General features: G+C 47.6%; 12 protein-coding genes. 7 read left to right on the forward strand and 5 right to left on the reverse strand.

Annotated features, from left to right (window positions below; genetic code table 11):
- Window positions 1–2: 2 nt before the first annotated feature.
- Window positions 3–827 carry an endonuclease I family protein gene (locus EXG77_RS11145; RefSeq protein ID WP_035398221.1) on the reverse strand — a complete coding sequence of 275 codons (825 nt, stop codon included), beginning with the start codon at window positions 825–827 and terminating at the stop codon, window positions 3–5.
- A 337-nt stretch (window positions 828–1,164) separates the two neighbouring features.
- Between EXG77_RS11145 and amyS the strand changes: the two genes are divergently transcribed.
- On the forward strand, window positions 1,165–2,706 hold the full coding sequence (gene amyS, locus EXG77_RS11150; RefSeq protein WP_023467652.1) for an alpha-amylase: 1,542 nt from the start codon (window positions 1,165–1,167) through the stop codon (window positions 2,704–2,706).
- Window positions 2,707–2,751: 45 nt separating this feature from the next.
- Here amyS and EXG77_RS11155 read toward each other — a convergent pair whose 3' ends face one another.
- Window positions 2,752–3,366 (reverse strand): NAD(P)-dependent oxidoreductase, encoded by a 615-nt coding sequence (locus tag EXG77_RS11155; RefSeq protein WP_023467651.1) that lies wholly within the window; start codon window positions 3,364–3,366, stop codon window positions 2,752–2,754.
- 181 nt (window positions 3,367–3,547) lie between these two features.
- On the opposite strand from EXG77_RS11155, the gene EXG77_RS11160 reads away from it, so the two are divergent.
- The 6 genes from EXG77_RS11160 to EXG77_RS11185 all read left to right on the forward strand — a co-directional run bounded on the left by EXG77_RS11160 (window position 3,548) and on the right by EXG77_RS11185 (window position 9,456).
- Window positions 3,548–4,237 (forward strand): hypothetical protein, encoded by a 690-nt coding sequence (locus tag EXG77_RS11160; protein ID WP_052017182.1) that lies wholly within the window; start codon window positions 3,548–3,550, stop codon window positions 4,235–4,237.
- 17 nt (window positions 4,238–4,254) lie between these two features.
- Entirely contained in the window at window positions 4,255–5,178 is a 924-nt protein-coding gene (locus EXG77_RS11165) for a MoxR family ATPase (RefSeq protein ID WP_029341157.1), read from the forward strand.
- Window positions 5,179–5,184: 6 nt separating this feature from the next.
- Window positions 5,185–6,252 (forward strand): DUF58 domain-containing protein, encoded by a 1,068-nt coding sequence (locus EXG77_RS11170; RefSeq protein ID WP_035398223.1) that lies wholly within the window; start codon window positions 5,185–5,187, stop codon window positions 6,250–6,252.
- A gap of 28 nt (window positions 6,253–6,280) precedes the next feature.
- Entirely contained in the window at window positions 6,281–7,141 is an 861-nt protein-coding gene (locus tag EXG77_RS11175) for an ABC transporter permease subunit (RefSeq protein ID WP_035398224.1), read from the forward strand.
- Window positions 7,141–8,169, forward strand: a complete 1,029-nt coding sequence (locus tag EXG77_RS11180; protein ID WP_035398226.1) for an ABC transporter permease subunit — start codon at window positions 7,141–7,143, stop codon at window positions 8,167–8,169. Before EXG77_RS11175 ends, EXG77_RS11180 begins: the two co-directional genes overlap by 1 nt.
- Before the next feature lie 114 nt (window positions 8,170–8,283).
- On the forward strand, window positions 8,284–9,456 hold the full coding sequence (locus tag EXG77_RS11185; RefSeq protein ID WP_035398227.1) for an MFS transporter: 1,173 nt from the start codon (window positions 8,284–8,286) through the stop codon (window positions 9,454–9,456).
- 52 nt (window positions 9,457–9,508) lie between these two features.
- Here the strand turns inward: EXG77_RS11185 and EXG77_RS11190 are convergent, their stop codons facing one another.
- The 3 genes from EXG77_RS11190 to EXG77_RS11200 form a co-directional block, all read right to left on the reverse strand.
- Complete coding sequence (locus tag EXG77_RS11190) at window positions 9,509–10,618, reverse strand: MFS transporter (RefSeq protein ID WP_081637420.1); 1,110 nt, start codon at window positions 10,616–10,618, stop codon at window positions 9,509–9,511.
- A gap of 143 nt (window positions 10,619–10,761) precedes the next feature.
- Window positions 10,762–13,317 (reverse strand): sensor histidine kinase, encoded by a 2,556-nt coding sequence (locus tag EXG77_RS11195; RefSeq protein WP_035398230.1) that lies wholly within the window; start codon window positions 13,315–13,317, stop codon window positions 10,762–10,764.
- A gap of 208 nt (window positions 13,318–13,525) precedes the next feature.
- Entirely contained in the window at window positions 13,526–13,978 is a 453-nt protein-coding gene (locus tag EXG77_RS11200) for a hypothetical protein (RefSeq protein ID WP_035398232.1), read from the reverse strand.
- Window positions 13,979–13,997: the final 19 nt, after the last annotated feature.

Genomic DNA, 13,997 nt, shown 5'->3' on the forward strand with positions numbered 1-13,997 from the left:
TATCAATTTCCCCAAATTGATGTTACGTATTCCGGATGATCGATGAACGGATTCCGGTTTTTTTGCCACTTCTCGAAGATGACATCGTTGCGACGTTTCTCGAAGCTATCAACTGGGTCAAGCTTATTCCATGCTTTCAGCGTCGACAATTTGCCGTGTAACGGGTTCGTACCATTATTGACGTTTTCTGAAGCTTCGAGATCGATTTCTCCGCCACCTTCATAACGAACCGCCATGTAGAAGATCATCCGTGCGATGTCACCTTTGACGCGGTTTGGTGGTTCCCATGAATCGCCATCACGGTAGCAATCGCAACCACTGTATTTCGTACCGCCATTGTCGAAGTCAAGATTCCCACGTGCACTGTTGACGACGACGTCTTCCGGACGCAAGTGATGCAAGTCTGTTCCAGGACCGTTCGTCGTACCAAAGTCACCGTGCGACTTTGCCCAGACATGTTCACGATTCCATTGACCGACATTCCCACCGTTGTTACTTTTCGCAATCGATTTCCCCGTGTATAACTCGATGACGTTATTCGCATTATTTGGATCTTGATCCGTTTCTTTCAGTGCTGTCCATACCGTGTCGTATGACACTTGTGTATGGTTGTCGATGATATCGTGCAGCGATGCCTTCAACGCTGCCCCTGTCTTCCCCGCTGCTGGTAGATAGTACGCATCGATCGTCGATTGTGACGTGACCATCTGCGGACCTGCTGAAACTTGTTTTGGATCAACTGTTTTTGCTGTGACCGGTGTAAAGACGATTGACCCGAGTGCAAGTGTTGCGGCAAGCGCACCTGTGACCTTTGACTTCCAGTTCATGTGTGTTCCCCCTTAAATGGTATGTATGAGAGCTGGTGTTACACGCTCATTTTCACACCGAATCCATTCCTGGTGGAAGATGGACGATAGACCTGCTTTTTTAAAGGTGAGTCGTCGTTCAGAATATTCATCAAAAGGCAACGGTTAGATGGTCCTGATTTTTTTCATTCATGACGTCAATCTCATCAAAATAATTCTTCAGAAGAAATATTCTAGGGTCAAAAGTCACGAACAAAAGAGACTTACAAATAAGAATCCGGGACGATATTCCTCCTGTCTGAAGCTTCCCTATAATAAATAATGCAAGCGCTTTCACAAATCATAAGGAGGTCTTTACGTGAAACAAAAAAGATGGATTTTAGCAACCGTCGCATCCGCTGCTTTTTTAGCGCCACTTGCGCAACCGATTGCAGTCGGCGCAACGGCAGACAACGGAACGATGATGCAGTATTTCGAATGGTATGTGCCAAATGACGGTAACCATTGGAACCGTCTCGGGAGTGACGCAACAAAGCTTGATCAGCTCGGAATCACATCGGTCTGGATTCCCCCTGCTTACAAAGGTACCTCGCAAAATGATGTCGGATACGGCGCCTACGATCTATACGATTTAGGTGAGTTCAATCAAAAAGGAACGGTCCGTACGAAATACGGCACAAAGGCGCAATTAAAAACGGCGATCGGACAATTGCATACCGCTGGAATCGATGTCTATGGTGATGTCGTCATGAACCATAAAGGTGGCGCCGATTTCACGGAAGCCGTCACGGCAGTCGAAGTCAACCCGGGTAACCGTAATCAAGAAGTCTCTGGCGATTATCAAATCCAGGCATGGACGGGTTTCAATTTTGCAGCACGAAATAACCTCTACTCGAACTTCAAGTGGAAATGGTACCACTTCGACGGCACGGACTGGGATCAATCACGTTCTAAGAGTGCCATCTACAAGTTCCGCGGTACCGGTAAAGCGTGGGATACGGATGTCTCAACTGAAAATGGCAACTACGATTACTTGATGTATGCGGATCTCGACTTCGATCATCCAGAAGTCCAGCAAGAAATGAAGAACTGGGGTAAATGGTACGTCAACGAACTTGGTCTTGATGGGTTCCGTCTCGATGCCGTCAAGCATATCAAACACGGTTACTTAGCGGACTGGCTCGCGAATGTTCGTCAGACGACGGGCAAACCATTGTTTACAGTCGCAGAGTACTGGCAGAACGATCTCGGCACGTTGCAAAACTACTTAAGCCGGACGAATTATCAACAATCCGTCTTTGATGCGCCGCTTCATTATAAGTTCGAACAGGCAAGTAAAGGCGGCGGGTATTACGACATGCGGACGATCTTTGATGGTACTCTCGTCAAGAGCAATCCAGTCCAAGCCGTCACACTCGTAGAGAACCATGATTCGCAGCCTGGACAATCGCTTGAATCAACGGTTCAGTCATGGTTCAAACCGCTTGCTTACGCGATGATCCTGACACGTGAACAAGGGTATCCGTCGGTCTTCTATGGTGACTACTATGGTACAAAGGGTACGTCGAATCGCGAAATTCCAGCACTCGCTTCGAAGATTGATCCGTTACTCAAAGCACGGAAGGACTTCGCGTTCGGGAAACAAAATGATTACCTTGATAACCAAGACATCATCGGTTGGACACGTGAAGGTGTCTCAGACCGGGCAAAATCAGGTCTTGCGACAATCCTTTCGGATGGTCCTGGCGGTAGCAAGTGGATGTACGTCGGTCTTCAGAACAAAGGAGAAGTCTGGACAGACATCACTGGAAACAACACGGCATCGGTCACGATCAACCAAGATGGTTACGGTCAATTCTTTGTTAACGGTGGTTCGGTCTCCGTCTATCGTCAACAATAAGCAATCAAAAAAGACTCTTCCGTATGTGGGAGAGTCTTTTTTTCTTCATTCTGCTAAACCGACACTCGATTTGATATGATCTTCTGTTTCAATCGCTTGTAAGAGGAAATGCGCCACATCTGCGCGATTGATCTGTTTCGCATCTTCCGGTACACCTGTATCTGCTTGACGATAAAGTCCCGTCAACGGACCGTTCAGTAAGCGAAGTGGTCGGGCTACCGTATAGTTCAAATCTGCTTGTTGTAAAAGCGCGATCGCTTGGCGGTGATCCTTCAGTGGATTTTTCAGAATCCGCTGAGCGAGCATCCCTTGTACACCCGGTAATTCATCATCAACACCGGCAGACGCAACATAACCGATCCGGTCTACCCCCTGTTTTTTCATCGCTGTCACGATCCGGACGAGACTTCGTTCTAAAAAGCCGCTGTATGCAAGACTCTCTGTGCCAAGAGCCGTCAGGACAGCCTCTTGTCCGGCAACAGCAGCCGTCACCGCTTCTTGATCGAGCACGTCGCCTTTAACGACGTGTAACCGTTCGTCACGTAGTGTCAGTTTTTCCGGACTGCGGACGAAGGCTGTGACCTCATGCCCGTGATCAATCGCTTGCTTGACCAGTTCTTGCCCCGTTTGACCCGTCGCTCCAAAAATAATCAATTTCATACAAAACACCCTTTCTCTTTCAAGAACCACTGATTCCATCATACCCTCACCACTCGAAAATGAATCGTCTCACCTTGTCTTTATTTTCAGAAAATTGTTTTTATTTGTTAAGCGTGTATGCTAAAATCTTCCTAAGTACATATGGATATTTTTTCCTTAAAAACAGGAAGGAGGATCGCTTGTGTTACGGCAACGCTTTATCATGTCGCTTGGTGTCATTCTGATTGGTCTGTTCTTGTTTCAAACCGTCACGACGTACGTCTATACGCATTACATCATGCCGGATCCTTTTAAAAAGCCTTCGATTGCAGAAACTGAAGCGAACGGCGAAATTAGTTTTAAAGAAGGTCACTCACCTACTAAAACAAAAGGCAAAATGCCTTTTGAACCGATCGATCCACGACCTGGTCCAAAAGAGCTCTGGAAATCTCTTAAAGCGGATGCTTCTGACTCCCCCTTTTCTTATCTGCAATATGTCATTTTAATCAGCTTGTTTAGTTTCATGGTCTGGAAACTCGTTCAGTCACATCTCGTGAAAAAACGGCGCAGGTCTACAGGAGAAGTAACGGATGACGTTCCATTTGCTCAATCAATCTTTCGTCCTGCTTCTTTAAGAAAATCGCCTTATCTGTATGCATCGTATTCGTCTTCACGTGTCCGTGATCTCGTCATTCGTTTTGAGCAACACTTACCGCGCAGTCAGCAACGTCGTCCGAACGAAACGCTTGAAGACTGGTTACGTCGGATTGAAGTCGCTGTCGATTTTCAGTTATATCGGAATATTCGCTACGGTGATATGTCGGAAACGATCGTCACGGATGATGAAATTCTACGCTTCGAACAACAACTAGCACGCTACTCAACCATTTAACTTTGGAGGGATTTCCTATGAAACTACAACAATTAAAAGACCAACTCAATTCGATCTATCTCGGTAAACCGGACGTCATCGATCTTTGTCTGACGGCACTCATCGCAGAAGGACATATTCTACTAGAAGATGTACCGGGAACGGGGAAAACGATGCTCGCCAAGGCGCTCGCTCAGAGCTTCGAGAGTGCCTTCTCGCGGATCCAGTTCACGGCGGATCTTCTCCCATCAGACGTCATCGGTTCAGACTTCTTCAATTTAAAGACACAGGAGTTCGAGAATAAACGCGGTCCACTGTTCGCGAACGTCGTCTTGATCGATGAGATTAACCGTGCCGTTCCGCGGACACAATCGGCATTGCTTGAAGCGATGGAAGAGCGTCAGGTCTCGATTGGTGGAACGACCTATCAGATGCCAGCCCCATTCTTCGTCATCGCGACGCAAAATCCGATCGAATCGGCAGGAACGTTCCCACTACCGGACGCCCAACTCGACCGGTTCATGGTCGCGATCGAAGTCGGTTATCCGGATTTTGAGAACGAACGGCGCTTATTGTCTGAAATTCTGACGAACGTCCGTCGGTCAGCTGTCGGCATCGCGTCAGGTGGCGACTTGATTTCCTGGCAGGAAGAGGCACGCCGCGTCCATGCATCGCAAGACGTGCTTGATTATCTATTACACATCGTTCAAGCGACACGAAACCATGAACTCATTGAAGTCGGTGTCAGTCCGCGTGGAGCGATTGCATTACTTCGCGCCTCGCAAAGCTACGCTTTCTTGAATCAACGCGACTTCATCATCCCGGAAGATATCAAATATCTTGCAAAACACGTCCTATCCCATCGCCTGACACTGACACTCGAAGGTGGAATCAAGACGACGAAAGCGGCTGTTTTGACGCATATTCTGGACGACGTGCCGGTTCCGGTCGAGATGGGGTGACGAATCATGCAGATTGAACGTTCCGTCCCGTTTTGGCTTGAACGCCGACTTTTTCCACTGTACGTCACGATGACGTTCATCTTCCTCTTCATTCCGCGTCTTTCCGTCCTCGGATTTCTGTTCGCAGCTTTGGCGACGATTCATTTCGTCGTCGGGCGAACAGAAAAGCAGTTACGACGGGATGTCGCAATCGAATGGAAACATTATGAATCATTGATGTTCAACCAGGAGAAGACGTCGCTCCATTTGCAAGTCTTCGGCGTCGAATCCTTGAGTCAGCTTGGGCTCGAAGCGACACTTCGTTTGCACACGGATGGCGGAGTCATCTTCACGGAGATGGATCCACTACACCCGGCGACGTTTCACGCAGTGATTGACTCTGAAGACGCAGTGACGATCCCGATTCAGACGGTTCGCCGCGGACCAGCCGAGTTCGATGAGATCATCTTAACGATTCGCCTGCCTTGGAAGATGGGCGTTTATCTCTTTACGTTCGATACGTATCCGTCGTTTACAGTCTTGCCGTCCTTGACAGCGCAAGCGACGCCGCTTCTTTTACAACGTTTACGGATCGGCGACCGACCGGACCGTTATTCACCGCTCAAGAACAAACTGGTTCAACTCGGTGCAAAACCCTATACAGCGGAACCGTCAAAAGAAATCGATTGGTATGCGACGGCGAAGACCGGTCGCCTGCAGGCGAAAGTGTTCGAAACGAGCAATCAGGATACGTTTACGATTGCCTTGAATTTATCAGCTCCGAGCGGTTACGGTCTCCATCAACAATTTGAGACGTTCATTGAACAAGCCGCATTCCTGATCAGTGAATTGATCAAGGAGGGCTGTAAGATTGAACTGTTCCTCAATCGACTCGACGGAGCGAACCGAATGACGCATCTCTCGTTACAAGAAGGACAACCACAATTAAAACATGTCCTGATGACGCTCTCGACGGTCTCGACGCGCGATTCGTTCATCGCAACGCAACAGTTCGAACGCTACGTACTGCGCCGGAAACATATAAACAGTCAGTTGATCCAAATTGGCAATGACCGGATCCTCGCCATCGGCTGAGGATCCAAAGAAAGGAGTTTTTCGCCTCATGGTGTTTATCGCCCGAAAATCAATTCAGCTTATCGTGGCATTTTTTGTCTTGATTACGATCAGCGCCCTTCCGGCGCTTGTCGCGCAAATGAAATTCAACCCAGCAAGCTACTGGGAAGGTCTGAAGCAACAATTTGCTCAATTAACGAAACTTGATGAGATCACTTATTTTAACGTGACTGCTCAAAAAGAAGTTCTACTACTCCCTTCTTTACAGCCCTATATTCAAGAGACGTTAATCATCTTTACGACAGCTATGTTAGTCTCCGTTGTGTGTGCGATTCTTTACGCCTATCTGTTTTATCGAAGTGGCAGACGAACACGGACACTATTGAAACAGACGACACGCACGCTTGAAATGGTTCCAGACTTGTTTTGGATCATTCTTTCACAATTCCTTGTCATTTATTTATTTAAAATGACAGGTTATAGCAACATCGAGATTGCAGGTACATACGCTGACTCTATTCGTTTCTTACCGATTGCCACCTTAACGCTGACCACATTATTTTTCTTTATTAAATGGCTGACGACACAAGTACTCGAACAAGAATCTGCACCATTCCTCGAACTCGCACGCGCAAAAGGCATTCGTCCGACCGCCCTTTTCTGGAAACATTTACTGCCAACGATGATCTATCGGTTTTATCTATTTTTCCGAGCCAATATCATTACGATACTATCGAGTTTGTTAATCATTGAGTACACTTTCCAGGTCCAAGGTCTGTTTCGCTTCGCCCTTTACTTTGGACAAATGCCAATTTTGATGGTCATCTTGTTCTTAATCTACCTACCCATCTTCATCATTGATTTACTGGCTGAGTGGTTGATTCCAAACGCCTGGAAAGGTGGGATTTGATGCGCCGTACCTTGATGAAAGACCCAGTTTTCTGGCTCTGCCTCATTCTACTTACCGGTCTACTATTGCTAAGCTTTGGTAATACGATTTTCCGCGATGGTCAAGTCGATCAGATTTCGAACCGGTATGCTGAAGATGGTACGTTCCTTGCGACGTCACCACTAAAACCGTCAAGTGATCAATGGCTAGGTACGGATCGGTCCGGTAATGACCTTTTCCAAATGATGATTGAAGGTTTTAAATGGACGATTGGTATATGTACGATTGTTGCGATTAGTCGAATGACTCTCTCATTAGTCGTTGCGATTCCGTTAGCTTTTCGAAATGCTCGTGTTAATCGATACTTAAAACTTATCCTTGATGGTTTTTTAGTTTTACCACTTTCTCTCGTTTCTTTACTGCTTTTATTTTCATCTCTTGTCTTCATGGATTCGACTGTAGTTCCACCATTGTTCGATCGCGTCTCGTTTGAGTTGATCGTCCTGATTCTCCTTGGTATACCCTCTTTGTCGCTTTATCTAATTGCTGAGACTCGTCAATTGCTCAATCAAGAATTCATGATCGTCGCCCAGACACTCGGTGGTAGTCCGTGGTATCGGTTTAGACGTCATATCTGGCCACACCTTGTTCCGACATTGACGATTGTCTTCATGCAACAATTCATTCAAACGTTGATGTTGCTGATCCATTTATCACTCTTAGGTATTTTCTTCGCCGGAACAGTCAATTTATATGAGGGTGTCATGCCAACGATCTTTGAGTGGTCTTCAATGTTCGGTTATTACTACAATCAGTTTTCAGCGACGTCGTGGCTCAATCATATGTTCCTCGTTCCACTGATTGGACTAGCATTGATTGTCTTTTTCAGCAATCTGTTCATGAGTCGACTCGAACGGGCTTTCCGCTTCCGCCAGCAACTAAAACCAATCAAGCTATCGGCATCTCGTGCTCAAGACGAAGCCGCTGCGACGTCGATGGTCGATCCCTTTACACTCGTTGCCCGGAACTCCCGTCACGATTCTGATTGACAATCCATTTTTTTCCTCTTACACTAGAAAAAAACATGAAATGAGGGCGTCCAATGTAAGTCATTCTGAATTCTCACTCCTAACTAAATACGTACGATATGGAGGTCATTCAGAATGAACCGGTTTACGCTTTTATTGGTCAGTCAATGGATTGCGAATGCGGGAGATGCGCTCTATATCGTCTCCCTGATCGCGATGATCTATCAAACGACAGGGCAAGCGAGTCTCGCTGCCCTGTTTCCCGTTCTCGTCACAGCAGGCATGACAGGAAGCGGCTTCTTATTCGCCCAAGTCGCTCAACGTGTTCCCCATGCCTCCTTGTTATTCGGCAGTCAACTCCTCAAGACGATTCTATTAGGCATCATCTGGGGATTTGATTTACCACTGCCACTTATCCTCGCACTCGTTGGGTGTATCGCTTTCTTCGATGGATTTGCTCGTCCGATCGAAAGTGCCTTCATCCCTCGACTGTGTCAGGATGTCCAGAAAGCTAACAGTCTCGTACAAGGTTCGAATCAAGTAATTCAACTTATCATGTGGCCGCTCGGCGCCATCCTGGTCAGCTGGTTATCGCCTCTTTCCGTCTTGTCCGTCTCGGCTGGTCTGTTTTTAGGTGCCAGTCTCATCAGCTATCTGTTCTATCGAAGTGTCCGCTCTCTACCCGACCCTTCGATGGAAGAAGAAGACGTCTCCTTCCGGTCGAGTATTCGCTACACGCGATCGCATTCTTTCGCGAAAGCCAACACCTACCTCGTCGGAATCGATGCGTTCGTCAGTACGGCGTGGATTTCTGCTCTGTTTCTCGTCTACATCGATACACATTTCCAGCTATCGGAACGCTGGTGGGGCATTCTAAATGCCTTCTATCTGCTGAGCATGATCGCCGGTAGTTACATGATGTTACGTCGTCGTGGAACGCGTTCGTTGCTTTATTGTAGTATCGCCTTTTCGATTGGGGCGACCTTCTTGTTTGCTTTCGCTCCAATCGTCACACTTGCCGTGATCGCTTGTCTGTTCCAAGGCTTCGCAAGTCAGGTCCGGGCGATCGAGATTAATACGTTGTTGCAGACGACGACACCACTCGAACGGTTACCGTATGTCTATAGCGTGCAACAAACCGTGTATGCACTCTGCTTCTGTCTCGGTAGTCTGCTGTTCGGATGGCTTGCCGATCTGTTTGCGATCGAGCTTGTCTATGCGCTCGCAGGAGCCCTCTCCTTGTTGATGTGGCAACCGGCTCGCCAGGTATTGGCACGTTCCTCTCAGGAGCAACGACACGTGTCGTAATAAATGACAGTCAAAAGGACAAAGGTCAATGCACCTTTGTCCTTTTTTTGATTCAGTTCTGACGCGTTCGCGTCACACTATACAACAGAAGCAATATAAGTGAGACGAGACCGAGCGCAGCATAGGTCATCTGAAGCGAGAAGACACGTTCGACGAAGACGAATAGCGTACCGGTTCCAAGCACAGCTAAACGTTCAATGACTGAGATCAGCGACGTAAACGTTGCGCGTCCATTTGTCGGCGCAACATCTTGGATGACAGTGGTCACATAAGGCTCAGCCCAGCCATAGCACAAGTACAGCGTCCCGAGTAAACCGATACTGACGAGCGGAGAGGCAACCGACAATCCGGCAAGACACACGATATAGATCATCGCCCATCCGACGGGCGATCGGAACCGAGATAAGGACGCACCAATCGCCTGCATGATTTGGAATAACACGAAGACGAATCCGAAATGGACCATCGGTATCGTTTGATCCCGTAGATAGAGTTGCCAAAACTCATCAACGAAATCAATCGTCGCCCCGTATAACAAGACAAGACAAAGAATTCGGACGTAGACGCGTCGAAACGAAAAACCGTTTAGCAATGTCTTCAACGAACTCGTCTCTCCGTCTTGTTCTCGCGATGCTTCCTTTAAGAAAAACGTCAGGAGTACTGTTCCGAGCAAAACCCACCAAGACACGTGATAGTGCCAGATCAAGTCTACCGATCGCACGGCGTAACTCCCGACGAGTGCCGCAAGTCCAGACGTCAACAAACCACCGATTGAAATCACTCGCCAGATCGTCTCGAATCGCTCTTCTCTCCTATGCATTCGCAATGTTTCATAGACGTGGGCTTCAAGCGCTCCACTAAGTGCTGCGCCACCGATGCCAGCAAGGGCCATCGCCAAGAGGAAAGCAGGTAATGAGTAGGCTTCAAGCAACACCGTAAACGATAACCACTCACATACGAAACCAGCCAGAATGAACGGCTTTCTACCCCACCGGTCGGATAACAAACCGAACGGGATCTCACCAATCAACATGACCCAAGCAAAGACGATTTCTGCGATGACGACGTCGGCAATTCTCATCCCCCGGTCTTCCCAGTAAAAGCGTTCAATCACATAAGCTGGAATGAACGAACTACTGGCTTCGATCAGGATCCAAAGAATGAGTGATCGTCGGACTTAACATGGCCATCTGCTTCGCCGCATCTCCTCACTTCCTTTCTGTTTGATAGTAGTTAATTCCCGTTTTGCAGATGAAACCAACAAAAAACGTTCTTTGATTTTTCAATCAAAGAACGTTTTTGACATTAACAATCCTCCACCGGTTCCGTGACCGGTACGACGGACTGGACGATCGGTAGTTCGACGATGAACACGGACCCGACACCTTCCGTTGATTCGACATGAATCATTCCTTCGTGCGAACGAACGATTTCCTGACAAATCGCAAGACCGAGACCCGTACCGCCGATTTTTCGACTATCCGAATTATCGACTCGGTAAAACTTACTGAACAGTTGTGGTAGCGCGTGACGTGGAATACCAATCCCTTCGTCTTCGATCTTCAACTGAACCCGGTCTTCGACTTGACGCATCGTAATCGTGATCTGACCACCATCTGGTGAATACTTGATCGCGTTGTTGATCAGGTTCGTGAACAGCTGGCGCATTTTTTGTTCATCGGCATGAATCCGACCCGTCGTCGTTTCTTCAAAATCAAGGACAAGCTCGTGATCTTTTGCCGAAGCGGTATGGAACTCGACCGTTTCCTGAATGACTTTCGTCAGATCAAGCGGTTTAAAGTCATACTGTTGCTGACTCGATTCCATGCGCTGGACATCGAGGAAGTCGTTGACGAGATTCGTCAACCGTTCGGTTTCCGCATGAATCGTTTCGAGATACCGTTGACGTTTTGATTCCTGGACGTCGCGCGCGAGCATCAATTCCGTATAGCCGTAAATCGAGGCAAGCGGTGTCCGCAACTCATGCGATACGGTCGAGACGAATTCCGATTTCATCCGGTCGATCGCCGTCTCTGCCGTCACGTCACGTAAGACGAGCATCGTACCGCGGAAACAACCACCGTAATGAATTTCCTCTGCATACAGCGTGACGAATCGCTCTTCCTTGTTTAAGGACAACGCCAAGCTCTCCGTCGGAATTTCCTGACTGCAGACATGATCCATGTAGGTTAAGAACGCCTCATGTTGATCGACCTGCACTGCCAACTCTTCGATTTTGACGTCGAGCGTCATCAATCCTTCTTCCGCCACTTGATCGTGCGCCGGATGATGGAATAAAGCGAGCAATGGTTTATTGGCAAAAATCGTCTCTCCTTCGATATAGATGACCGCTTCCCGAATCGAATGGAGAAGTTTGGACGTCTTTTCCCGTTCTCGTTCGACTTCTTCAAAGACACGCATCCGGAGCAAGGAGAGTGCCAATTGACGGGAGAACGACCAGATTTCGTTCGTCTGGTCTTCCGTAAAGGCATCCCGGTAACGAACGAGGTAAATGCTTGCAATCATCGTGTTCGTCGCTGGATCCATCACCGGTACGACGATTTCGTACATCGTGTACGGATATGGGAGCGGATGATGACTCGCGACTTGTTTCGTCGAGCGAACAGCACGTTTGTTTAGACGTGTGCGTTCGAGTAATGACGTCGAAGCATGTAATAACTGGTGCTCCTGAGCTGCCGTCATCCCGTACGAGACGAGATTCGTATAGCGGTCCTGCTCTAAGAAGACAATCGCTCCGAGCTCCGCATCGGTGATCGTGATCAATTTTTCGATGATCGCCGGATACGCCGTCAACGTTTCGCGAGACGCGAGTGTCTCGGTCAACTCATTGCGATAACGCAAATGGGTCTCGTTACGTAACGTGATGTCGAGTGCTTCTTCGAGTTCTTCCTGTTGCGATTGAAGTTCTTCTTGCTGGGCAATTAATTCTTCCTGTTGACTTTGTAGTTCGTCGTTACTTGCGACGAGTTGATGTTTTTGCCCGGAAATGGCGGCTGCCATCTGGTTGAACGTCGTCGTCAATTCACCAATCTCATCTTGACGATTCGTGATGACGATCGGCGTCGCATCTTCACCTTTAGCGAGTCGCCCACTTTCCCGGTTCAACTGACGCAACTGACGCGTTAAGCGGCGGACGAATGGTCGGACGAAAACGAGAGTGATCAATAAGAGGATTGCGATATTGATTGCTCCAAGAATTTGCGACGAGTTCACTTGTTTACCAAGCCGCTCTTGCGCCGCCATCTCTTGATCGTTTAAGGAATTACGATATTTTGTAAAAACGCTCTCCATATCAACGATACTTGAACTCATATCAGCCGCACTCTTTGTCTTGATATTGAACTTTCGCTGTGGATCGAGTGGTTTTGATTTCGTCACTTTTCCGAGCGTCGGCATCTTCAAGAACGGCTCCGTCACTTTGCCGTCTTTTTTCGCCGCGACATAATTGACGAGGCTTGGCATGACGCGTTGGGTATACGCCGTGTAAAGTTCCCGTGCGTCCGTTGCATACTGCCGTTCTTCTTTGAAGCGTGCATTGCGCTCGAACCAAGTCGTTTGTTGATTGATGCCATTTTTCTTTGCTTCGATTTCTTTTAACATCTCTTCGTCACCAAGCAAGACGAAGCCACGCATCTCGTACTGCATGCTTTGCCATGATTCGTACAAATCGGTCGCTCGTGTCCGATGTTCGTTTAACATCTTTAATTCTTGGCGTAATTCATCCACCTGTTGTTTTGTATATAGGTAGACACCACCTGTCGTTAACAGCAGTGTCAGAAAAATCACATAAAACGCAGACATGATTTGCCGCCCAATCGTTCGATTCAGCCATGTTTTCATTAAAGGAATTCAACTCCTTTCCCTTTATTCTTCTCCAGCAATAAAGGTATTCCCGTCCATTCATTGTAAACTTTTTTCAATCGATACACAGCATTCTGCTCAAAAAGATTTCAATTTCATACAACTTTAATCTAAATCGTTGTATATGACAATTAGATGTCACGATTCGATCGTTTTCAACAAAAAAAGAGCCCCTCAGGACCCTTTTTTAATGATGATGGTGATGGCTATGGCTATGGCTCCGGACCGGCTGTTCGTCCGCTAAATGATCCGCATCCAAAATACCGAGCCGTAAGTACTGGGCGACGACTTGTTTTTTCGTCGCTTCGGAAATCTGATCCGTTCCTTGGACAAGCCTTAAGATGCCGGTCGCAATCCGGAACGGTTCGAGATTCGTCTTTTCAACCGGAAAACTTGTCAACGTTTCTAAGTAAGCGACGTAATTCAGTGCATCCGATTCATTCGGACTGACGAGACGCGCCGCATACTCGCGCAGTTGTTGCGTCAATGAATTCGTCGAAATTCCCTTTGAGGCCGCAGAGATAACTCCAAACAGAATGAAACCGATGATGAGAACAAAAAATCCGACCATGAAAATCGGCATGCCCGAGAAGAAGCCGTCGCCTCCCAGTTCGCCTTCCATGAATGCTACTGTGAACATAGTGAACCCTCCAAATGAA

The sequence above is a fragment of the Exiguobacterium sp. OS-77 genome, assembly GCF_000414195.2.
Classification (GTDB): Bacteria; Bacillota; Bacilli; order Exiguobacteriales; family Exiguobacteriaceae; genus Exiguobacterium_A; species Exiguobacterium_A indicum.

Bases quoted from the DNA above. Each gene is read 5' to 3' on its own strand.
- EXG77_RS11185 (WP_035398227.1), top strand. From the start codon at position 8,284: ATGAACCGGTTTACGCTTTTATTGGTCAGTCAATGGATTGCGAATGCG.
- EXG77_RS11175 (WP_035398224.1), top strand. From the start codon at position 6,281: ATGGTGTTTATCGCCCGAAAATCAATTCAGCTTATCGTGGCATTTTTT.
- EXG77_RS11200 (WP_035398232.1), bottom strand. From the start codon at position 13,978: ATGTTCACAGTAGCATTCATGGAAGGCGAACTGGGAGGCGACGGCTTC.
- EXG77_RS11165 (WP_029341157.1), top strand. From the start codon at position 4,255: ATGAAACTACAACAATTAAAAGACCAACTCAATTCGATCTATCTCGGT.
- EXG77_RS11170 (WP_035398223.1), top strand. From the start codon at position 5,185: ATGCAGATTGAACGTTCCGTCCCGTTTTGGCTTGAACGCCGACTTTTT.
- EXG77_RS11145 (WP_035398221.1), bottom strand. From the start codon at position 827: ATGAACTGGAAGTCAAAGGTCACAGGTGCGCTTGCCGCAACACTTGCA.
- EXG77_RS11180 (WP_035398226.1), top strand. From the start codon at position 7,141: ATGCGCCGTACCTTGATGAAAGACCCAGTTTTCTGGCTCTGCCTCATT.
- EXG77_RS11195 (WP_035398230.1), bottom strand. From the start codon at position 13,317: ATGAAAACATGGCTGAATCGAACGATTGGGCGGCAAATCATGTCTGCG.
- EXG77_RS11155 (WP_023467651.1), bottom strand. From the start codon at position 3,366: ATGAAATTGATTATTTTTGGAGCGACGGGTCAAACGGGGCAAGAACTG.